The 21717-nt window shown below is 63.3% G+C and carries 20 protein-coding genes; 9 read left to right on the top strand and 11 right to left on the bottom strand.

Going from position 1 to position 21717, the window contains the following annotated elements; genetic code table 11:
* Position 1: 1 nt before the first annotated feature.
* Genes V9L18_RS14685 through V9L18_RS14675 form a run of 3 tightly spaced genes read right to left on the bottom strand, consistent with a single transcriptional unit; the run spans position 2 to position 3829 of the window.
* Positions 2-2062 (bottom strand): hydantoinase/oxoprolinase family protein, encoded by a 2061-nt coding sequence (locus V9L18_RS14685; RefSeq protein WP_337347905.1) that lies wholly within the window; start codon positions 2060-2062, stop codon positions 2-4.
* Entirely contained in the window at positions 2059-3141 is a 1083-nt protein-coding gene (locus V9L18_RS14680; protein WP_337347904.1) for a Gfo/Idh/MocA family protein, read from the bottom strand. Before V9L18_RS14680 ends, V9L18_RS14685 begins: the two co-directional genes overlap by 4 nt.
* Positions 3131-3829: an SDR family NAD(P)-dependent oxidoreductase gene (locus V9L18_RS14675; RefSeq protein WP_337347903.1), complete on the bottom strand. Its 699-nt coding sequence runs from the start codon at positions 3827-3829 to the stop codon at positions 3131-3133. Before V9L18_RS14675 ends, V9L18_RS14680 begins: the two co-directional genes overlap by 11 nt.
* Positions 3830-4216: 387 nt before the next feature.
* Between V9L18_RS14675 and V9L18_RS14670 the strand changes: the two genes are divergently transcribed.
* The 9 genes from V9L18_RS14670 (at position 4217) to V9L18_RS14630 (ending at position 12283) form a co-directional block, all read left to right on the top strand.
* Complete coding sequence (locus tag V9L18_RS14670) at positions 4217-4567, top strand: ATP-binding protein (RefSeq protein ID WP_337347996.1); 351 nt, start codon at positions 4217-4219, stop codon at positions 4565-4567.
* 93 nt (positions 4568-4660) lie between these two features.
* Positions 4661-4849, top strand: a complete 189-nt coding sequence (locus V9L18_RS14665; protein WP_337347902.1) for a hypothetical protein — start codon at positions 4661-4663, stop codon at positions 4847-4849.
* Between the two features lie 36 nt (positions 4850-4885).
* The gene (locus V9L18_RS14660) at positions 4886-5101 is read left to right on the top strand and encodes a hypothetical protein (protein WP_337347901.1); all 216 of its coding nucleotides are present in this window, start codon (positions 4886-4888) and stop codon (positions 5099-5101) included.
* A 381-nt stretch (positions 5102-5482) separates the two neighbouring features.
* Positions 5483-5704 carry a hypothetical protein gene (locus V9L18_RS14655; protein WP_337347900.1) on the top strand — a complete coding sequence of 74 codons (222 nt, stop codon included), beginning with the start codon at positions 5483-5485 and terminating at the stop codon, positions 5702-5704.
* 179 nt (positions 5705-5883) lie between these two features.
* Positions 5884-7356, top strand: coding sequence for an aldehyde dehydrogenase (NADP(+)) (locus V9L18_RS14650; protein WP_337347899.1), 1473 nt, complete (start codon positions 5884-5886; stop codon positions 7354-7356).
* 534 nt (positions 7357-7890) lie between these two features.
* Positions 7891-9006, top strand: coding sequence for an alanine dehydrogenase (gene ald, locus V9L18_RS14645; protein ID WP_337347898.1), 1116 nt, complete (start codon positions 7891-7893; stop codon positions 9004-9006).
* 128 nt (positions 9007-9134) lie between these two features.
* Complete coding sequence (locus tag V9L18_RS14640) at positions 9135-9359, top strand: hypothetical protein (protein ID WP_337347897.1); 225 nt, start codon at positions 9135-9137, stop codon at positions 9357-9359.
* 216 nt (positions 9360-9575) lie between these two features.
* Positions 9576-9986: a transposase gene (locus V9L18_RS14635; protein WP_337347896.1), complete on the top strand. Its 411-nt coding sequence runs from the start codon at positions 9576-9578 to the stop codon at positions 9984-9986.
* Positions 9987-10561: 575 nt separating this feature from the next.
* Positions 10562-12283 (top strand): AAA family ATPase, encoded by a 1722-nt coding sequence (locus tag V9L18_RS14630; protein ID WP_337347895.1) that lies wholly within the window; start codon positions 10562-10564, stop codon positions 12281-12283.
* 1231 nt (positions 12284-13514) lie between these two features.
* Here the strand turns inward: V9L18_RS14630 and V9L18_RS14625 are convergent.
* From V9L18_RS14625 to V9L18_RS14590, 8 genes are all read right to left on the bottom strand, one after another.
* On the bottom strand, positions 13515-14078 hold the full coding sequence (locus V9L18_RS14625) for a hypothetical protein (protein ID WP_337347894.1): 564 nt from the start codon (positions 14076-14078) through the stop codon (positions 13515-13517).
* 1 nt (position 14079) lies between these two features.
* On the bottom strand, positions 14080-14520 hold the full coding sequence (locus V9L18_RS14620) for a DUF4913 domain-containing protein (RefSeq protein WP_337347893.1): 441 nt from the start codon (positions 14518-14520) through the stop codon (positions 14080-14082).
* On the bottom strand, positions 14517-16301 hold the full coding sequence (locus tag V9L18_RS14615; protein ID WP_337347892.1) for a type IV secretory system conjugative DNA transfer family protein: 1785 nt from the start codon (positions 16299-16301) through the stop codon (positions 14517-14519). The genes V9L18_RS14620 and V9L18_RS14615 overlap by 4 nt, the downstream gene beginning before the upstream one ends.
* Complete coding sequence (locus V9L18_RS14610; protein WP_337347891.1) at positions 16298-17755, bottom strand: helicase HerA domain-containing protein; 1458 nt, start codon at positions 17753-17755, stop codon at positions 16298-16300. Before V9L18_RS14610 ends, V9L18_RS14615 begins: the two co-directional genes overlap by 4 nt.
* Positions 17756-17883: 128 nt before the next feature.
* Positions 17884-19392, bottom strand: coding sequence for an SCO6880 family protein (locus tag V9L18_RS14605; RefSeq protein ID WP_337347890.1), 1509 nt, complete (start codon positions 19390-19392; stop codon positions 17884-17886).
* Positions 19379-20662 (bottom strand): hypothetical protein, encoded by a 1284-nt coding sequence (locus V9L18_RS14600; protein ID WP_443197954.1) that lies wholly within the window; start codon positions 20660-20662, stop codon positions 19379-19381. Before V9L18_RS14600 ends, V9L18_RS14605 begins: the two co-directional genes overlap by 14 nt.
* 1 nt (position 20663) lies before the next feature.
* Complete coding sequence (locus V9L18_RS14595; RefSeq protein ID WP_337347888.1) at positions 20664-21410, bottom strand: hypothetical protein; 747 nt, start codon at positions 21408-21410, stop codon at positions 20664-20666.
* 27 nt (positions 21411-21437) lie between these two features.
* Positions 21438-21707 (bottom strand): hypothetical protein, encoded by a 270-nt coding sequence (locus tag V9L18_RS14590; protein WP_337347887.1) that lies wholly within the window; start codon positions 21705-21707, stop codon positions 21438-21440.
* Positions 21708-21717 lie beyond the last annotated feature (10 nt).

Here is a 21717-nt window from a genome sequence, read left to right as displayed (position 1 = left end):
GTCAGTTTCCTTCCGCATTGATGTGGATGATGAGGTTGCCGTAGCCGTCGATGTTCACGACGTCCCCCGGGGGCACGAGCACCGAGGTGTCGTCGGCCTCGATGAGGGCCGGGCCGCTCACGACGTTGCCGCCGCGCAGCAGCTCGCGCTTCCAGATCGTCGCCGTGTGGCTCCCGTCCTCGAAGGAGATCTCGCGCTCGGCGATCCGAGCCGCAGCCTCGGGGGCGGTGCCGCCGACGGTCTCGGGGATCACGGGCGGTGCAACCGGGCCGAGCGCGGTGGCGCGCACGTTCACGATCTCGACCGGCTCGCCGGGGGCGCTATGGCCGTAGGTGCGCTTGTGCGCGTCGTGGAACGCGGTCAGCAACTCGGCGAAGTTCTCCTCGGTGATGACGCCGCCTGGCAGGTCGACCGTGAGCTCGTAGGCCTGACCGAAGTAGCGCATGTCGGCGTGCCGCTTCACGACCTGGCCATCCTCGGGGACCGCCTGCGCGGTGAGCGCCTGGCCGCCCTCGGCCTCGAGATCCTCGAAGGTCGCGTTCAGCGCGGCGAGGTCGACGGCGTCGCTGATGAAGCGGCGCGACAGCGAGAAGTCGTGGCGGATGTCGGCCACGAGACAGCCGAGCGCCGACAGCGCCGAGGAGCCGAGCGGCACGAGCACGCGGGGGATCCCGAGCTCGCGCGCCATGGTCGCCGAGTGCAGCGGGCCCGCGCCGCCGAACGCCATGAGCGTGAAGGTGCGGGGATCGAAGCCGCGCTGCAGCGAGACCATGCGGACCGCGTTCAGCATGCTGGCCTCCGCGATGCGGATGATGCCGAGAGCCGTCTCCTCGCGGCTCATGCCGAGCTCCGCGGCGAGCGCGTCGACCGCGGCGTTCGCGGCGGCCGTGTCGAGGGCCATGCGGCCGCCAAGGAACGTGCCGGCCTCGATGCGGCCGAGCACGAGGTTCGCGTCAGTGACGGTCGCGTTGGTGCCGCCGTGGCCGTAGCAGGCCGGGCCGGGCATCGCGCCGGCGCTCTCGGGTCCGACGCGGAGCGCGCCACCCGAGTCGACCCAGCCGATGGAGCCTCCGCCGGCGCCGACCGTGTGGATGTCGACCATGCGGACGCGCAGCGGGCGGCCGTCGATCGTGCCCTCGACCGTCATGCGGGGCTCGCCGCCGACGATCAGCGAGACGTCGCACGAGGTGCCGCCCATGTCCATCGTGATGAGGTTGGGCTCGCCCGCGAGGCCAGCCGTGAAGGCGCTGCCGATCACGCCGCCGCTCGGGCCGGACAGCGCCGTGGTGACCGGGCGCTCCTCGACCAGCTCGGGGGTGACGATGCCGCCGTTCGACTGGATGACGTGGAACGAGGCGTTCGAGTTGCGGCTCGCGAGCCCCTTCTGCACGTCGGACATGTAGCGCGCCACCCGCGGCATCGCGTAGGCGTTCGCCACCGTGGTGCTCGTGCGCTCGAACTCGCGGAACTCGGGGCTGACGTCGCTCGACAGCGAGACGTGGATCTCGGCGCTGACCGACTTGACGAGCTCGGCGACGCGGCGCTCGTGCTCCGGGTTCACGTAGGAGTGCAGCAGCACGATCGCGATCGACTCGACGCCCTCGGACACCGCGCGGCGCGCGAGCTCGATGACCTCGTCGTCAGCGAGCGGGACGCGCACGCTGCCGTCGGCGTCGACGCGCTCCGTGACCTCCCAGCGCCAGCGGCCCGGGACGAGGATCTGCGGTTTGTCCTGGAACAGGTCGTAGAGCTTGGGCCGCTTCTGCCGGCCGATCTCGAGCACGTCTTTGAAGCCGCGCGTCGTGATCAGCGCGGTCGGGGAACCCTTGCGCTCGAGCAGCAGGTTCGTGACCACCGTGGTGCCGTGCACGAGGGCTTCGACGTCCTCCATGCCGTGGCCCGTTAGCTTGAGGATGCGGTCGACGCCGTTCAGCAGCCCGATCGACGGGTTCGACGGGGTAGACGGCACCTTCGTGAGGTGGATCTCGGCGGTCTCCTCTTCGAGGAGCACCACGTCGGTGAAGGTGCCACCGACGTCGATGCCGATCCTGACGTTACTCATCTGTGACCTCCATGGTCTGATCTGGTCCGCTGAAGTCCGCGGACGGGGAACTCGGTGTGGGACGTCGCCCGATCCAGCACGTACTGGATCTCGACGCCGTCCCGGAATGTGGCGAGATCGGGGGAACGGGTGCCGTGCACCGCGTCGATGAAGAGCCGGGCGAAGCGCGCGACCCGCGGCACGAGGTCGTCGGGGCCGCCGATGGCGGGCTCGGTCGCGTCGTCGAAGACGGTGGTCAGCCTGGAGCCGTCGTGCAGCTCGACCGTCTGGGCGACGTCGTCGAGCAGCAGGGTGCCCTCGGTGCCGACGACCGCCGCGACGCTCTCGAAGAAGCCGTGGCTCGGGGTGAACGAGACGCTCGCTCCCCCGCCGCCGGCGAGCCCGGCCGTGAGAGTGAAGGCGTCGTCCGCCCCCGTGCCGATCCCGGAGTGCCGCGGCACCGCGGCCCACCGGGTCGCGGCGGCGTCGTCGGCGAAGGGCCCAGCGATCCAGCGCACGGTGTCGAAATGGTGCGAGCCGAGGGCGAGCAGCAGGCCGCCGGCCGCCGGCTCCCACAGCCAGCCGTGCGGCACGGACTCGAAGCGCCCGACCGAGGAGTACCGGACGTTCCACTGGAAGCTGCGCACCTCGCCGATCCGGCCGGCCTCGACCGCGCGCTTGAGCGCGATCCGGGGGCCCGAGAGCCGGAACTCGAAGTCGATCGCGCTGACCCCGCCGGCCCGCTCGGCGGCCGCGGCCATCCGCTCGGCGTCGTCGAGGCTCGCGCTCATCGGCTTCTCGCAGACGACGTGCAGCCCGCGCTCGAGGGCCGCGATCACGGGCTCCGCGTGCTGATCCGGCCGGGTCGCGACGACCACGACGTCGAGGTCGGCCCGCTCGTACATGACGCGCCAGTCGTCGTAGCCCTGGGCTATGCCCTTCGCCTTGGCGACCTCGGCGCCGCGCCCCGGGCGGGCGGAGCACAGCGCGACCACCTCGGCGCCCGCGGCCATCCAGGCCGGCAGGTGGTGGCTCACGCCGAACCCGAGTCCGACGATGCCGACGCGCAGCGGGCGCCCGGCGGGCTGGTCAGCGGGCACTCTGGCCCCCGTCGACGATCAGCGAGGTGCCGTGCACGTAGGAGCTGGCCGGCGAGCCGAGGAAGTAGACGGCCTCGGCGATCTCAGCGGGCTTGCCCGGGCGGCCCATGAGGCCGTAGGCCTCGCGGAACGTCTCGGGATCCTCCTTCTCGTGAATGGTGGTGAGGCCCATCTCGGTCTCGGTGAGGCCGGGGCACACCGCGTTAATGCGGATCCCCTTGCGACCGAAGTCGATCGCGGTGCCGCGCACGAGACCCATGAGCGCCGACTTCGTCATGTTGTAGACGGTGTTCTGCGCGAAGCCGATGAAGGCGCCGACCGATGCCGTGACGACGATCGTGCCGCCGCCGCGCTCCACCATGCCGGCAACGGCCGCGCGGCAGGTGTTCCACACGCCGTCGACGTTGACGTCGAACAGGCGATCGCGGGCCTCGGTCGGCGTGCTGAGCAGGTCGCCCGCCTGGTTCACACCGGCGTTCGCGACGAGGACGTCGATCCCACCGACCTCGGCCATTGCGCGAGCGACGTCGGCCTCGTCGGTCACGTCGACGCGCATGGAGCGGACACCGGGGATGTCCGTGTCGCCGATGTCCCAGACCACGACCTCATAGCCGTTGTCGCGGAACTTCTCGCACACCGCCCGACCGATCCCCCGCCGTCCTCCGGTGACCAGAACCTTCTTCTCCACAACGTCTCCTCGCGCATCGTTGGGCGCACGTTCCTGCGCTCATCCAAGAGTCTAGGATTCGGCGGAGGGACGGGTCTTCAGACAAACACGCGAATTGTCCGGTGCTCCCCCCGTGCTGACGGATGGGGGCTGCGGGCGCCGGGCCCCGCCCACGACGCTGCGATTCCACCGTCGATGAGTCTGCTATGAACAACTGAATCCGCGCGACGGCACCACGTCGACCGGACTCGGCGCTCACGGGACGGCAGTCGGGGCGCCGGTTGGAATGGCGGCCGGGGCCGTAGACTCCCGACAGTCCTTGCCCCCAGCCTGTGCTATCAGACCCGGCAATAGAGAACGTGATCGCACTGATACGCGCCACCCGGATGCGACGTCGTCGCCGACGTCCTGGCCACCGCGAAAGCCCAACGCTGGGATCCCACCGAAGTCATCCGCGTCCTGCTCGAAGCCGAAGCCACCGGCCGGAACAAGTCGATGCTGGCCACCCGGCGCAAACGCGCAGGCTTCCCCACCGGGAAGACCTTCGACGTCTGGGACGAAGCCCTCTCCACCCTCCCGGCGGCAACAACATCGTTCCTGCGGACCCTGGAATGGGTGCGGCGGAGCGAGAACCTGATCGCGTGCGGGCCCTCCGGCAGGAGAAGCTGCTCTTCATCGAGGCGGCTCCGCTCCAGGCGAAGGAATGGCTACGTCGACCGCCAGGCCTGGCTAGATCTCTGGGAGCGGGTCAAGGCCTGACGGGGGTCAGGATTCGCCCCATCCATCGGTACGGGGGTACGGGCGGAGGTTGTGCGCTTTGTCTGAAGACCGACGAGCGCCCCAAGCCATAACTTGAAAGCCATCTCGATGGACAGGAGTGTGCTGTTCGCGGGCGACCGGATCGGGGCCGGCGGGGCGATCGACGCCGCCGATCCTGCCGATCCGAGCCTGCCCGTCGAGACCGTCGACAGCACGTACCGCGGCTTCTACTGGGTACTCCGCGAGGAGTACGAGGGCCGGGTGCCGCGCGCGAACCGCTGAGCGATTACACAATCGAGCAACGAAAGGGCTGGAGTCATGGAAACCGCAATAGACCTTAAAATCCCAGTCACGGTGACTGACCGTGCCACCATGGAAAAGCGGCTCGATGAAGCCGTGGCCGTCGTCAGGACAAGGGCAATGGAGGAAGGGCGTCGGGGCATCCTGGTCACACGACATGACCGTGAATCCTTCACGGTAGCTCTCAGTGATGCTGTGCCCTTCGGGCTGACCCGCGAACACCAAGATTGGTGAAACCACCGGCGGCCCGGCCGGAACTCGAACGCCGACAGACCTTCGGAAATCCAAGGAGTAAGAATCTCAGACATAGGAGGGGAGTGCGGCCTTAAGCAATTCCCAGAGGGCAGCGGTTTGAAGCCACGAAAATAGTGAGGTTTGGCACGCGGAGATTAGGGGCCCATCCGAACAGTTCTGTTCCTGGCGACCGGACGGCAAACCCCAGCTCGTGATGCGTCCGAATGCCGACGGCGCACCAGAAGTGTAGTAGCCGCAACCCCAGGGCTGCGGCACGGACACCCGCGCCAGAAGACCGGAGCAATCCTGGGGCGCCCCCGGCAGCCGGGCATTGGCTGCGATTGTTACCCGACGACGAAAAGGGCACCAAGAGAGAACGCGATGGACGTTAATGACATACGGGAGACGGTCCAAAGCAGCTTGGAAGAAGGCGATTTCACTCTGCTGTACCTGTGGATCAGGTTCCGCGCCAGCGGCGGCGCTGCCTGCCGAACCAATTTCGACGCGTTCGTCCACGATCTGCAGGCACTGTCGGTCAACGACACGCTCGTGTTGGGCTCGGTCGTTCAGGATCTAGAGGTCCGATGGGGTGGACACCGCTAAGCGTCAAATCCTTCCCAACGGCCCGGGACGGCGACCACTGCCGGGTCAAGCGGGCCATCATTCCCTTTCTTGCCGGGCCGGGCCGGTGCCGGCGTCGACAACCATCTAACCGACAGGTCGAAATATCGTACGACGTCCGGACGTGACGTCTCCCACCAGGACAAGTAAGGAGTACAGGATTGAAAACGACAGCTGAGCAGGCAAATGCGCAGGTAGCCGCCGCGCACCTCGCCTTCGAACAGGCAAGTGACCTGAGCCCAACGGGGCGGGGGCACTGGCTGGAGGCGATAGCGTCCAGTCTGGAGAGCCACGCCGACGAACTCGTTCGTCTGGGCCAAGCTGAAACGCACCTGGATGAGGCGCGGCTTCGCTTTGAGCTGAGGCGCACGGTCTTCCAGTTGCGTCTCTTCAAAGATGAAACAATCCGCGGTGAACACCTGGGGGCCACTATTGACCGCTCCGATCCTTCCTGGGGAATGGGGCCGCGCCCGGACATCCGGCGAGTCAACGTTCCGCTGGGTGTGGTCGCCGTCTTTGGCGCCAGCAACTTTCCCTTCGCGTTCAGCGTCATGGGTGGAGACAGCGCATCAGCCCTGGCCGCCGGGTGCGCCGTCGTACACAAAATTCATGATGGCCACCCTCGGCTCGCCCTCCGGACCGGTGAGATTGTCACGGAGGCCCTGAACAGCGCAGGTGCCCCCAAAGGATTGTTCTCAACAGTGGTGGGAAGGGAAGCTGCCGAGATCCTCGTCGAGCACCCCTTGGTGAAGGCCGTAGGGTTCACCGGTTCCACCGCAGGAGGGCGTGCCCTCTTCGACCGTGCCTCCCACCGGCCCACACCGATCCCCTTCTACGGAGAACTTGGCAGCATTAACCCGGTTTTTGTCACCGAAAAGGCATGGGCGGCCCGGAGGGAGCAGATCCTTGCCGGATATGCGGCATCGTTCACCATGGGAATGGGGCAGTTCTGCACGAAGCCCGGACTGCTGTTCGCCCCTGCCGGCAGCACCGCGGAAATGGCCAGGTTGTTGCAGCAAGAACTGGCGGCCAAGCAGACCGCGCCCCTGCTCAGCCCCAAATTGCGGGACGGGTTCGATACCGCGCTCAAAGCAGTCCAGACTGCCCGCGGCGTTGAAGTGCTCGTGGCCGGGGATGAAGCCGAGGCGCCGCGCCCGACCGTGCTGATGACAACAGCAGAGGCTGTGCAAGAAAAGCCCGAGCTGCTGGAACAGGAAATGTTCGGACCCGCCACCCTCGTCATCCAGTACTCGGCGGATACCGACCTGGCCGAACTCGCCGCCCTGCTGGAAGGGCAACTGACCGCGACCGTGCACGGGGAGCCCGACGAGGACCTGGGCCGGCTGCTGACAGTCCTGCGGGAGCGGTCCGGGCGCCTGGTCTGGAATGCCTGGCCCACCGGAGTGACCGTCACCTACGCCCAGCACCATGGAGGACCATACCCCGCAACCACTGCCGCGAGCACCACCTCGGTTGGCACCGGCGCAATCGAACGCTTCATGCGCCCCGTCGCCTACGACTCCTTCCCCTCATCCCAACTGCCCCAGCCGCTCCTGGACGAAAACCCTTGGCGAATCGCCCGCCGCGTAGACGGCAGCCGGGAACCGGCATCTAAGAAGGAGGATCTGGCATGAGCCAAACCCTTGCGCAGCAGATACTGGCCGCCGAACACCAAGACGCTCTGCTCGTAAGCAACCTATGGGACCCTTAGTCCGGGGACTCAGGGTGGTGTCGGTGGTCGTCATGACCAAAGGACACATCCCCGACTGATCCGTGCTACGCAAGGTGTGGGAGCGCGGACCTGCGTTTGGTCTATTTACCAAATTTGTCGTTGGGCAATTTCCTCATCTTTGACCAGAACCCCTGTCACCCAAGAGGCCGCGGGGCGACCCGCAGATCATGTGGTGAAGCTGGGCATTACTCGTCATCCTCGTTGTGAACATCGGTATTTAGCGGAGAGCCTTGCAATGTCGCGCGCTAGGCGAGCAGCACATGGTTGGACCATGCTCGGTCAGGACCCCGACAGGGCAGCGCATCAAACTCCGCCTTATCCCGTCATGCCGGGACGGCACTCTTGGTGTGCAGATTCTGCGATATTAGCCGCACAAGCTGGTTGAAACTGCCACCCTTTTTGACATTCCATTCCGACTTCTGCGAGAGGGCAGATCATGATTGTTGCAGTACCAAAGGAGATCAAGAACAACGAGTTCCGGGTGGCGATTACGGCGGCTGGCGTTCAGGAGCTCGTTGCCAACGGTCACACCGTTCTAGTGGAGCGCGGCGCGGGCATTGGGTCGGGAATTTCGGACGAGGAATATGCGGTAGCCGGAGCCGAGATTGTCGCGGACGCTGATGATGTCTGGGCCCGGGCGGAAATGGTGTTGAAGGTCAAGGAACCCATTAGGGCCGAATACCACCGTTTCCGCAAGGGTATGATCCTCTTCACCTATCTGCACCTCGCTGCCGAGCCCGAGCTCACAAACGCTCTGGTCGACTCCGGCGTCACGGCCATCGCCTATGAAACGGTGCAGGACGGACGCGCGCTTCCGTTGCTGGCACCGATGTCAGAAGTTGCGGGCCGCCTGTCCATCGTGGTTGGCGCTTCGTCGCTGATGGCTCCCGCGGGTGGCAAGGGCGTCCTGCTGGGGGGTGTGCCGGGCGTTCGTCCGGCCAAGGTTGTGGTCCTTGGTGCTGGCGTTGCCGGCACCAACGCCGCCGTCATGGCATTGGGCCTTGGTGCTGACGTCACCATCATGGACATCAACATTAGCCGGTTGCGCGAGCTGGATGCCCTGTACCAGGGCCGCCTGAAGACCGTCGCTTCGAATGCCTACGAGATAGAGAAGTCGGTTATCGATGCAGATCTCGTAGTCGGTTCTGTCCTGATTCCGGGCGCCAAAGCCCCTAAGCTGGTCACCAACGATCTCGTGGCCCGCATGAAGCCCGGCTCGGTCCTGGTCGATATCGCGGTAGATCAGGGGGGCTGCTTCGAGGACACCCGTGCCACGACGCACGAGAAACCCACGTACAAGGTCCATAACACCATCTTCTACTGCGTTGCCAATATGCCCGGCGCGGTGCCGAACACCTCTACGTACGCGCTGACCAACGTCACCCTTCGTTATGCCGTGGCGTTGGCCAATCAGGGCGTCAAGGCTGCCTTTGAGAAGGATCCGGCCCTGGCAGCGGGCCTAAACATTGCCGACGGCAAGGTCGCCCACAAGTCAGTCAGCGATGCCTGGAATCTGGATCTGGTCCCCTGGCGGGACCTGGTCACCGCCTGACCAACAGAGTTCTTCGAGGGCTCGTAAGGACAACGCCACCACGCGCGGCCCAGAAAATTGCCCCCGCCTGCTGACCGGGTGGCTAATGCTGGGCCGGCACGGTTGAAAAGAAGGATCAGGACCAGCGCATGATTTCCGAGGCCATCGAGGAACGGCAGGCCATCATTGCGGACTTAAAAACTGCCGGCGGATTCACCAACGACGAGATTGCCGCCATTCTCGGAATTAGCCGCAGCGCGCCCAACAGCACCTCCAGTGAGTCTCCAAGCAACGAGCACAGGCGCGGAATAGCTAGGCTCGAACAGATCAGCCGCACAGCGAGGACCAGCAAGGAATGCTGTAAATGCAATTAATGCTCTCATTTACAGCATTCTTCTAGCAGTTCCGCAGTTTCATCTTGTCCCCCACAAGCTCAGGGAGTTGTCACGCTGAAAGGGAAGCCCCTGCACGTTCCGCCGGGAAAAACGTGCAGGGCTTCCTTGTTGGAGCCGTGTACTAGGAGACTGCTGAATTAATCGCAGGTGGGCGCGTCGGCTGGACTCGTGCGGCTGGTGGTTAAGACTGGACATGTGCAGGGACGCAAGGACGCGCAACGCGGGTACTTGGATGTGAAGGCGCTGGCCGCGGAGTTATTGGCTCCGGGCAGCGTCATCGCTTTTCTGGCCAGGCATCGGGAACGATTATTTCCGGATTCGATGATGGAGGACCTCTTCCCGTCGCAGCGGGGCCGGCCTTCAGTTTCGGCGGCGGTGATCGGTTCGGCGCTGGTGTTGCAGACGTTGCAGGGCCTCTCTGACCGGGAGACCGCCGAGGCTTTGACGTACGATCTGCGCTGGAAGGTCGCATGCGGACACGGGTTGACTGATGCCGCGTTCCACCCGAGCATGGTGACATATTGGCGCAGGCGCTTGGCCTCATCCGGCAACCCGCAAGGATCATGGAGGCCATCGCCGAAGTCGTCGCGGAAACCGGAATCCTGAAAGGCAAGCGCCGGCGGCCAGTCGATTCAACAGTCCTGGATGACCTGGGGGCGAGGCAGGACACCATCATGCAACTTATCGCCGCGGTCCGCCTTCGGCCGTGACGTCGCCGGAGGGCAGGACCTGGGGGGACCCATCCTGCGGGGTATGACTACAGCCGCACCGGCAAACCGGACATCGTCTGGGATGACCCCGATACCAAGGACGGGCTGATTTCGGCGCTGGTCACCGCGACGCTCTGGCGCTGCTGGCCGCGGTCGATCCCCGGCCGATGCGTACGCGCTGCTGTCTGTGAAGCAGATCCACACTTGGAACTCCCAAAGTTTCGTCAAGTTGAGGCACACCCCAACCTGACGTCAGGTAAAGATGAAATAAGTGTCAGAACAGGGTCAAAAAGCAGTTAGTGCAGATGGCCAGTGAATAGTCTTAAATTCAAACCTGACAGCCAACCCTTGAGAAGCCTTCTCGGCGAGGTTGCTTCGGCAATCGCGCGATTGGGTTCGCTTCCCACCGCGGGGACAAGGGACAATCCTGCTGGAGCTCTTCACTGCTAACGGGGAAAGCATCGCTGGCCGATGGGCGATGATTGGACCGTGCTAATCAATGGATTTAACTTCCGCGGCTACCGGAGCTTCCCATCCGACCAAGAGGTGCATCTTTATCCGCTCAGGAGAGTCAATCTCATCGCGGGTCAGAACAATACCGGTAAGTCCAACGTTCTACGGGTCATTGCCAATACGTTCTCCGATGAGAAGGCGCCGGCCTCAAAGTGGGACCGCCCATTGGGAGATGCCGAACACGCCTTCGTTAGGACCGAAATACATAGGATCAGTGATGTTCTCGCGTGGAGTGGCATGGAGAATCTGCCCGCCGACGTCCGCGAGTACCTGCGGCAATTTCTTTTTCTCCCGGGCATAGCCTTCCCCGGTGTTGCCGATGCGGTGGGTTTGGGTATTTCTGGGCACGGCGACATGGACCATGAGGTCCTGAGGCAGATGGGACGAAACCTGGGGAACCACCAGCTGGCGCAGGCTCTATCCAGGCACCTGACGGGCACTACGGGTGGGCATGCCGGTGACGATGCCTATCGCGTTCTCGACTGGATCGTGAAGCAGCGCCCCATGCCTCCTTCCTCGTACACCGTTAGCGGTGTAAGGACAATTTCTGATGACAGCAGCCAAGCTCCTGATCTGAACGGCTTGAGCATCAAGCGGCGCCTCCTTGAGTTGCAGAATCCGTCGACGGATCGGCTGGAGGATAAGAAAGTGTTCCTTAAGGTGCAAGAGTTCGTCCGCGCTGTCCTCGACGATCCATCGATCACCATAGATGTGCCCCATGACTTGTCAACGATTCACATCACCCAGAGTGGCCGCACTCTTCCTATCGAGAATTTAGGGACCGGCGTACATGAAGTGGTGATCATTGCAGCAGCTGCGACCGTCGTCCGAGACTCGATCTTGTGCGTTGAGGAGCCGGAGGTTCACCTTCACCCAATCCTTCAGCGCAAGCTGCTGCGATATCTTGCGCTGAAAACCACAAATCAATACTTCATCGCGACCCATTCTGCCCACATGTTGGATTCTGAAATAGGCAGCATATTTCACGTGACCCGTGAGGACGGAGCTTCAAGGCTACGATTTGCAGGTGCTGCACGTGATAGGGCTGCAGTATGCGCAGACCTCGGGTACCGCCCATCAGATCTTGTGCAGACCAACGCAGTCCTTTGGGTAGAAGGACCTTCTGACCGAATTTATCTAAAGCACTGGATCGAAAAACTGGCTCCGGGCAGGTTCGTCGAGGGAACCCACTATTCCATCATGTTTTATGGAGGCTCACTGCTTAGCGCGCTGTCGCCGCTTGACGCTGAGGAAGTTGAGGAATTTATCTCCCTGCGCAATCTAAACAGGTACATGGTGGTTTTGATCGACTCAGACAAGACAAGCAGCCGCACACGTTTGAACGCCAGTAAGCAGCGGGTCATAGAAGACCTTAGTAGTGATCCATCAACAGGCATGGCATGGGTCACTGCAGGTTATACGGTCGAGAACTATGTCCCCGAGCAGTTACTTACGCGCGCAATACACACTGCCCATCCCTCCACCAAGAAGCGTTCGTTGTCGGAGCAAAGCCAGTGGTCAAACCCATTGATGCCTGAGAGGCTAAGCGTCAAGCAACCCAGTAAAGTTGCGATTTCAAAAGTTGTGACCCGAGATTGGGGTGAGCTGTGGCCACTTGACTTGAAGAAGAAGGTTCAAGCGGTCATCCAGCTTATTGCAACAGCCAACAGTCACACCTAAGGAAGAACGTATCGACTTGGCGGTGATGAACCTTCTCCTGGTCCTACTGGGTGTCCACATGCGTCAGGAGTCACTTGGTTTTGGAGGGGGCTACTTCTCCTGGAACTCGCACATCGGGAAACCAGCCGTGCGGGGCCATGTTGGGCTCAATGTGCTCGCGGTCCCGGTGCTTTTGCATGTCGCATTCGTAGAACGGTCCGCGTGGGTCCAAAAGGAGTTCAAGTGGTGGCTATGGGAAATGGCGCGGCCAAAGCCAGGAAATCGCGAACGGGGGCGGCTAAAGGCGTTGAGCGTGGCAAGAATTGACGTTCCCGGTAGCGGGCAGGGGGACAAGACTCAACCGTGTGTCTGGTCCGTCATTCAGGTACGGTCACCAATGTGGACTTCGAAAGCACAGTGATCCCCCTTATGGCGGCCATCCCGGAAACAAGTGATCAGTGGCGTCATGGAAGCGGTTTCCTTGTACGAACGGACGGACAGCTGTTCCTGGTTACCGTTGCCCACCTGGGTGATTACGAGCTGGCCCCGCGGTCGGAATGGTCGCTGTGGTCGAAGGAGATATTCCTTGCTGACACCATAGATGTAGACACTGACGATGGACTACCCACGCGAATTGCGTCTTTCGAGCTATTCATCGAAGGACACAAGGGTAAGAGAGTCCCTAAGTTCAGATACGTACTACGGCCAGAACGACCAGGGACCATCGCGGATATTATCTTGCTTCCCGTTCAACCGGAGGACCTTGTGGTCCAGAAGTACAGCAGTTTCGATCTGCCACAGGACAAAGGTCCTCACCAAGCCGGCGCCGTCGTTACCCAACTTGGCCGGCGCAACGATTTCCCCGCGCTGAGTGTCACGCAGCACCGCTCCACCCAGCAGGCGGGTCCTCTCCGGTTTATGAAGCCCGAGGGACAGGAGGGAGATTCTGGTGGACCAGTTTTGAGCGCCACAGGACTCTTACTGGGCATGAACGTTGGGTCGCATAAGCAACTACTCGATGAGGCCATGCTGATGTCACCAGAGGCTATTGAGTCTGTAAGCAAGGCAGCACGAGGTGTAGCTACAGATTGGCCACACTTCGGATCCCAAGTCTCCCCTCACCCCATCCATAGATACTTTCACTAAATGGAGGGAGCCCAGTAGCGGCAATTCCCCCTTCCTACGTGCCTCGTCCCACGATCATGTACAAAGGCGGAGGTAAGGGTCACTCTGACTGATCGAGAGAAACTGGTTAACCGAAGAACTTGACAGCCCACCCGTACCGCGCGATGGCTGGTCGGTTGGTCCCTGTCTCCATTCCAGCCTTCCTGCCCTCTTCTTCCTTCTTTGTTTTGAGGGCATGAACATCCTCGAATGCTTCCACCCAAGCCGTAAAACATGCATCTTTCTTGTTGTGACTTGTGACCCCGATAGCCGCGGTAAACGCTAGCCCCACAACGGAGGCGTTGATAAACGCAAGAACGATAATGAATTCAACCGTGCCCTTCTCTACTACGCCCAGAAGGACATTGAAGAGAACAATCAACAGGGCTACAAGCGGCGCGATGATGGGCAAAGCCTTGGTATTGACTTCGGACTCGCGTCGGCGAAGCCGTGCCAGCACGAGCTGGCGCTCCGTCCACTCCATTTCCTCGAACTCTTCAAGGGTCTCCCCTGTGGGGAGATAGTGGACAGCCTGATACTCAAGGGTCGCCCCGTTCACCTCGTATTGATGCCACGGCAGCTTCCAATCCTTTCGTTCCTGCGCGAAAGTCATGTCTTGCCTAGGTTTTCGTCTGGTCTGCTTGCTGCTCACGCTAGTTGGTTTCCTTTCGCATGTCGGGAAACCAACCTAACGGTGCCTTCTTTGGTTCTAGGTGTTCGGGGTCTCGGTGTTTCTGCATGTCGCATTTGTAGAACGGCCCGCGCGGATCCAGAAGGACGTTCATGTGGTGGTCAGCGTGGTCTTTAAACCAGACGCTCATGCCGGTGGCCCCGTCGAGTCTGAGGTGCTCCCAGGCGCGCCACAGTGCTTCCACGCGGGAGACAGCTTCGGGGTGGAAATACCATTCGATGCACCATTTTGCTGCGCGCCCGTCAACATCGCGGACGTAAGTGGGGAGCAGTTGCTCGTGTAGGAACTCTTCGGCAGAGCCGTAGATCAACTGCGGGGCCTTCTGTTGTTCGCCGGCCTTAGGGTCAGTGTTCTCTACGTCCGAGCTGGGAGCTTCGGTGAACCGGCCAATGTCGATGGTCATTCCCTACTCCCCTGCCCGGTCACCCATGGATTTGCGGCAGGCGCAGCTGCTACCGGGACTGGTTCTTTCTCTGGCTGCGGGCTGTACTTTTTGATGGACGCTTCCACGGCGTCCTTGTGTGGGCCTGTGTACCAGGGCATGGTCCGGACCAACGTGGCGGGTGCACCGGAGGCGAGGATAACGGCGCGGCCGCGGTCGAGCTCTGCGAGGTTGGAGACGTCGAAGATGCGTTCCTTGCTTTCCTGCCGGGAGCGGCTGGATCCGGACTTTCCTGATGAGACGGAAATGTTGATGTAGCTGTAGTCCCCTATCAGGTCGGAGAGTGCGCGGAGGAAGCCTTCTTCGGCGACGCCGCCGCCGTAGACCTTGACGTTCGCTGCTGACCAGATCTTTCGCATGTTGGCTTCGCCCCAGAGTTCGACACCCTGGGACCAGGACTGGAGGATGCCCATGACGATCAGGCCTTTGGAGCCGTAGTGGCTGAACTGGTCCGGGAGGCCGGCCCAGCGGACCACGTTTGCCAGCTCGTCCAGGGCGAATAAGGCCGGTTTGGGCAGGCGGCCGCCGCTGCGTTCGGCCCGTTCTTCCATGGCCTCAGCGATGGCCACGGTCAGTGCCGTGGTGAGCGGGGCGGCTGAGCCGGCCCCTTCCTTGGAGAGGATGTAAATTGTCTCCTGTGAGGCGGCGAAGGCGTGCGGGTTGAACTGCCGGCGGGTATCACTGGCGACGCTTGTGCCCCCGGCGGGGGCGACCCAGCGGAGCGTGTTCCGGCTCTTGAGGCACTGGATCATCTTCTCGGCGGTGCCGAAGATACCGTCGCGCTGCTTGTCGGCTAGCTTCAGCGTGGATTCCAGGCCCTTGTACTGCAGTTCGTAGTCATGCTCCCGGAGGATTTCGATGGGTTCCTGGCTGACCTGCTCTGTCACCCATAAGTAGACCTGCGTGATCGGCAAATCGCGCAGTGCGGCCGCTAGGAAGTATGAGGAGAGAATGTCCTCGGCCTTGGGATCGAAGTAGGCGTCCGGCTTTGACCCCGGGACCCGGGAGCCGACCGAGAAGTGTTGGGTGAGTTTGTAGGCCTTTTCTTCGTCGGTGACGTAGGAGAGGGGGTTCCACCACCAGTGCGGTTCTTCCTGGGCGATCTTCTGGGGATCGAAGACCCATACAGGGGCCGTGGCTTCGCGGACGCCGCGGGTGCCGTCCACGACGTCGCGTTTGTTCGAGGTTGAGACAACGGCGCCGGGTGCGTCCAGGATGGCGGGCATCACCCGGGAGGTGGATTTACCTGTTCGTGGTCCCCAGATGTCGAGGCTGAGGTCTTCCCAGGACTGGACGAACTTCTGGCCGGTGGAGACGACCTTTCCCACGTTGATTCCCGGCGTGTCCTTTACACCCAGTCGCTCTGCCGTGGCCTGCGCTCCCTTTTCGGAGAACGCGGCAAGCGATTTGCCGCGGCCCAGGTAGCGGGCGGCCTTGTCGACACGGGCGCGCTTGGATGCGCCCTTCCGCCACGCAACCAGCACGACGATAGCCAGAACGACTATCAGGCCGGCCATGAGGCATGCTGCGACGGTGGCTTGGGTTGGCCAGGGCATCTTGCCTTTGATGAGTCCGGCGACCAGGTCGATGGGGTGGGCAGGGGGTGCGTCGATGCCTGCCATCCAGGACCCGAGGTGGGCGGCGGCGTAGGTGCCGCCGCCGAAGATGACGATGGCGCCGATGGCTAGCCAGACCAGCAGGGCATCTTCGAGGCCCATTCCTTTGCGGTTCGGTGCGCTCACAGCGTGCCTCCTTCAGCGGGCAGCGCTGGTGCTGCCGGGTCCATGAGCGTTTCCGTCGGTGGGTGCCAGCGGGTGTCGGTGTCGTTCAGGCCGTCGTTCTTCTCGATGGAGGTCAGCCCGATCTGCACGGGGATGCCTGGGCGGCCGCCGACTTTGATGAGGAACTTGCCGCGGCCCGGGGGTTCGACGTCGAGGCCGCGTGAGTCCCAGGCGGGCGGGTCCTGCCAGGAGATGAGCTTTTGTTGCTCTTGCCGGGACAAGGGAATCGCTGAGGTCAGCAGCGGCATTTCCGAGGCGGGCAGGCCGCCGCAGATCACCATGCCGGAGCGTTCGACGAAGCCGCGGGCTTTCATCCGGTCCTCTTCTGCTGGCAGTGCCAGCAGGTCGGACATGGTGTGGGAAATCATGATCTGCCCGACGCCCACGGATCGGTTCAGGCGCGTCAGGGCGTCCACCCGGTCCACCATGCCTTTCCCGGAGCGCAGCGCCCGCCACAGCTCGTCCAAGACGACGAAGTAGTTCCGTCGCGGTTCCAGGCAGGCGTCCGCCAGGGCGTTGGCGACATTCACGGTGCCGAAGCCGTAGGACCAGCACGCCAGCAGCACGGCGGCCTGCAGGTCGGTTTCGGTCTCGTCGATGCTGGAGACGTCGAAGACCACGGCGCGGTCCCGCTTCATCGGGTTGGTGGTCTGCTGGGAGAAGATTTCCCCCAGCTTCCCTCCCCCGGTCAGGCCCAGCAGGGTCGCTTCCAGCGCCCGGGTCTCCTGCAGGTAGACGTTCATGTCGCCACGGTCCAGCGCGACCTGCCGCAGCTCGTCCGGGGCGGAGACGATGACGTCCAGGAGGTCTTTCAGAACCGGGACGCCGTCGAACACGTCATCGAGGACCCGCAGCGCCCGGTCCAGGATGGTCTGTTCCTGGTCGGTGGGCGGGTTGTTCCGGCTGATGGTGATCAGGGAGACGACCATGTTCAGCCGGCGGCCGTGGGCATCGGCCCGGACCCGGGTGGCGGCTTCGTGGTGGCCGTGGTCCTCGAGGAGCTGGGCGACCTCGACAGCCTGACCCGGATCGAGAATGTTCAGGTAGCCGACCCCGCGGCCGAGCTTGATGACCTGCCCGCCGAGCGCTTCGACAGCTTTGACGTGCTCGCCCTTCAGGTCACCGAGAACCAATGGGTTGACGCCCTGGGCAGCGAGGCCCAGGAACATGCGCCGGACCAGGGTGGACTTGCCCAGCCCGGGTTTGCCGAGGATGAAAGCGGAAGGGTTGGAGATGAGCCGTGCGCGCTGGAACCAACTGATCGGGTCGCAGCAGACCGTTGCCTGGGTTTCCTCGTGACGGCCAAGCGGGACGCCGATCATGGGCGAGGACGCGCCGGAGGAAAACGGCCACAGGCCGCAGACCTGGACAGTGGTTCCCCGGTACTCCTTCACGGACGGGACGAGCTGGGCCATTCCCCCGCCAGGTCCGGACCAGCCACGCGCACCCGGCCCGGTCTCGCGCGGCAGCTTCTCAGCCTTGTTCTTTGGAGACCCCTTTGATGGCTTTACTGTCATTGACGTCAAAAGGTCTTTGAGGGCCATTAGAGCGCGTCCTTGATTTCGGAGGGGACCATGCTGTGCTTGGCCAGGACCAGGCCCAATGGCAGTGAGGCCGCGAACGCGGTGTCCTGCGCGCCGTAGGCGCGGCGAAGGAGTACCCGTGCGGTACCGGAGGTCTGTTCGATGGCGGCCACGGCATCAGGCAGCCGTTCCCTGTCGGTCACGGTGGCAGTGACGACTATGCCGAAGTTCACCAGGCCGGCGCCGCGGGCTTCTTCCTGAGCGGTCTGCACGGCGGAACGGGCATCGACCAGGGCGCGGGCGCTGGGCCGTGTTCCGGAAGTGATGCGGACGTTGGCGTTGTTCTGGTCCCGCTCGACCACGGTCGCGGCCTTCGCCGAATCCATCGGACGGTAGAGCAGGGATACGCGTTTGCGGTCAATGTCACCGTGCGGGGCCAGCAGCCGGGAAAGGACTGAGGAGTTCACCGAGCCGCGGGGTGCGCCGGTCATGGTCCAGGAGACAGAGAACGCGGAATCGTGGCGGTAGTCCTCCCAGTTCGCCTGAGTGGCGGTGGGGCCGACCTCACCCCAGGCCAAGGCAACGGGGGAACCGGCGGCGTGGGCTTCATCAATGATCAGCGCAGCAGGAGGGTCGTAGGCGATGCGGACGACCTCGCAGAGTTCCTGCGCCGACATCGGTCGGGCGATACCGGCACCCGTGGACTGCAGGCGGGCAGACAAGCCGGGGATCCGGGAGGCAAGGTCCCGGGCCACATCTTCGGGGGTGCGCTTCTTTGACCCGGACCGCAGGGAAGCGTTGAAGGTCAGGGACACCCAGGCGCGGACCGTGGCCGATCCCTCCGGGTAGGTGTCAACGACCTCGCGCAGAATGGCCTGGGCGAATTCGGGAGCGTTCGGGTCGATGTTCATCTCGACTTCGTTTCGCAGCCGGTACCCGGAATCGGGGGCGGTCTCGACGGTGACGGCCGCGGCGTCCAGTCCGGCTTCGTCGGCAAGGCCGGCGAGCCAGCCGCCCCAGTTAGCGACCCATGCGTCGACCTGCTCAGGGTCCACGAGCGAGGCTCCGTCGGGTTCGGTGGAGAAGATGACGGTGAAGTGGCTGGTGGCCGGGACGTGCAACATGGCGAACGGGCGTTTATAGGAGTCTGCGAACTCGTAGAGGGTCGACTTCGCGGCAAGGCCGGGGAGCTGGTACATGCCCCACTCGGTCACTCCCAGGGGGCCGGAGCGGTAGAGGTTCGTTCCAGTGGACTTGGAGAGCCGGAAGGTCATGCGGGTGCCGAAGCGGTCTACGACGGACTGGCCGTGCTTGTCCTTGACCGTCAGTAACAGGGCGCTGGCCCCGGCGAGGGCGAGGACAGCGAGGCCGGCGAACAGGCCCCAGATAGCGAAGGTGGTGATGCCCATCAACAGTCCGGCCATGACAATGCCGGTGCCGATGGCGCCGAGGTTGCCCAGCCCGGCGGAGCGCGGTACGCGCCAGTTGCCGTAGGACGGTTCCTTGTATTCGGTGTTAATTGCTGCCACTGGGGCCCTCCCCGGTTGAATCCTGCGCGGTCTTTTCGATTGCCTGTGACGTCTTGGTAGCCACCTGTGCCCCGGCGGCTAGTGCCATGCCGGCCGGGCCAGCTGCTGCCCCGCCGCTTGCCCCTGCCGCTGCTCCAGCGGTGCCTGCTTTGCCGGCGGTTGCAGCGCCAGGGGCTCCGCCCGGACCCGTAACGCCGGGGGTGGGCTGTCCTCCCCCGCCCCGAGGACCAGGCGCTCCGTCACTGCCTTTCGGCGAAGCGCCGGCGTGGGTGCTCTGGGTGCTGGCGGTACTGCTTGTTGTCGCGGGGATGGGTGCGGCATTGCCGTGTCCGCTGCCGCCACGGCCCAGGGACACGGCACCGGTGGCCATGGCACCAACGGCTGCTCCCGCGGCTGCTCCGCTGCCCGAGGCGACGGCACCGACCATCGGCGTGACGAACCGCATCAACGCCGGAAGCGCGAACAGGGCAACGATCATCAGCGTGAAGCCCGTGATTGAACCGACCAGGGCGTCCTGCCCGCTGGTGTTGCCCATCAAGAGGAACGCGACCGAGTACACGATGGCCGCCGCCGGTTTGTAGAGAATAAAGGCAATGGCCCAGCCAACTGCTTTCTGGAACCATTGCCGGCCCATCTCCGTGTTCGTGAACGCTGCGGTCGTGGGCAGGATGCCAGCCAAGATCACCAGCATTCCGCTGCGGACCACCATCAGCACGATCTGGACCAGTGAAGCAATCAACCCGATCAGGCCCAGGACGATGAGAATAAACACCCCTACACCGGTCTGTCCGGTCATAACGAGGATCTTCATCGATTCAGCAAAGCCCTTGCCGTCGGTGGATCGGTCGATGATGGCGGCCGAAAAGGTATCTGCGGCAATGACCAAAATAGAGATGACTCCCAGACCAAGACCGGAAACCAAGGTAAGTGTGAGCAGCGAACGGAGCAGGTCCTTGAGCGGTGCACCGCGCTGTTCCCAGATCATCCGGATGCCGCCGATGATGACGGCGAGAACCGCCAGCGTCAGCGTCCAAGTCATTAGCTCGCTGTTGACCATTGAGACCACGGGACTTGGCCCAGTCCTGTCCTCGCTGATCAGGTTCACCGTGGGCATTGAAATCCAGAAGGTAGACAGTGTCGTCACCATCTGGCTCATGCCCTCCATGATCGCCTTGGCCAGATTGTCGATGGCGTCGTCTGCTATCCTGGCCACAACCTCTCCGGCACCTTCCTTCGCTTTACAGGCCAAGTCCCAGATTTCGCAAGCCATGTCAGACCCCAGCCCACGGGATGAATGAACCCAGGTCACTGATCTGTCGGACCGTTCCTCCGCCTGCAGCGGGCATGTCCAGTTTCCAGTCTCCGGCCTCCCAGAGCAGTGATGTGGAGAGAGCACCGTATCCGCCGTCGGCGGTCTTGAACGCCAGCTCCACGACGGCTGCTGTTGGCGTGTACGAGTGGATGATGAAGCCAGCGATTTGGAGCTTCGGGGAGCTCCCACCACCGACGTCTTTGCCTTCATTGATGGCCTTTACCGCTTTGTCCCGAGTTGGGCTGTCAGCGGCAAGTTCCAGATAAACCTGTTTTGCGTAGCCGTTGAATGAAGCCGCCCAGATGTTTGCCGTGGCGTAGAGAGCGCCCGTAGGGGATTGTGCGAAGCACGAGCGCAGGCCGTCCTTGCCCGCAGTGCCGGGTCCTGCAGTTGAAGGATCGGTCGGAACGGCCATGGTTCCGACCAGTTCCCACTTGGACTTGGGCGCGGTACCCAGTGCAGTTTCGCTGCTGCCGGGAAGTCCGCAGACGCTCTTGTCAGCCCCAGCTGAAGCACTGGGGCTGACAGTGGCTGAGCCGCTGGTTTCTTCCGGGGCAGGGGCTGGCTGGGCGTTTCCCTGTCCTTTAGGGAGGAGAAAGATGATGACGGTTGCTGCGATGAGCGCGACCACCAGCGCGGCAGCGATAATGAACCCGGGCTTAGTGAACGGATTGCTTTCGGTGGTGCTCTCTGTTGACTGGCTCATGGTGAACCTCCCGTTCTTGGTGCTGGCTTAGACGAAGGCGCGGACGATGCCGGCGGCACCGGTGATGATGATGCAGCCCAGGAGGACCCAGCCGAGTTTGCCGATGGCCTGTGCACCTTCGCCGCGCTGGAGCTGGATGACCATGCCGATGCCGACGATGATCACACCCAGGACGCCGAGGACCAGGCCAATGCCGGAGGCCCAGTTCAGGACCAGGAGCAGCCCGTCTGCCTCTGCAGGGATGGTCGGAGTGGGGTTGGGTATGACGCCGGTTGCAAGTGAAGAGAAGTAGTTCATGGTGAGACCT

Source organism: Pseudarthrobacter sp. CCNWLW217 (genome assembly GCF_037203985.1).
Taxonomy (GTDB): domain Bacteria; phylum Actinomycetota; class Actinomycetes; order Actinomycetales; family Micrococcaceae; genus Arthrobacter.
Note: the sequence above shows the minus strand (reverse complement) of the source record. Positions and strands in the feature narration are given on the sequence as shown.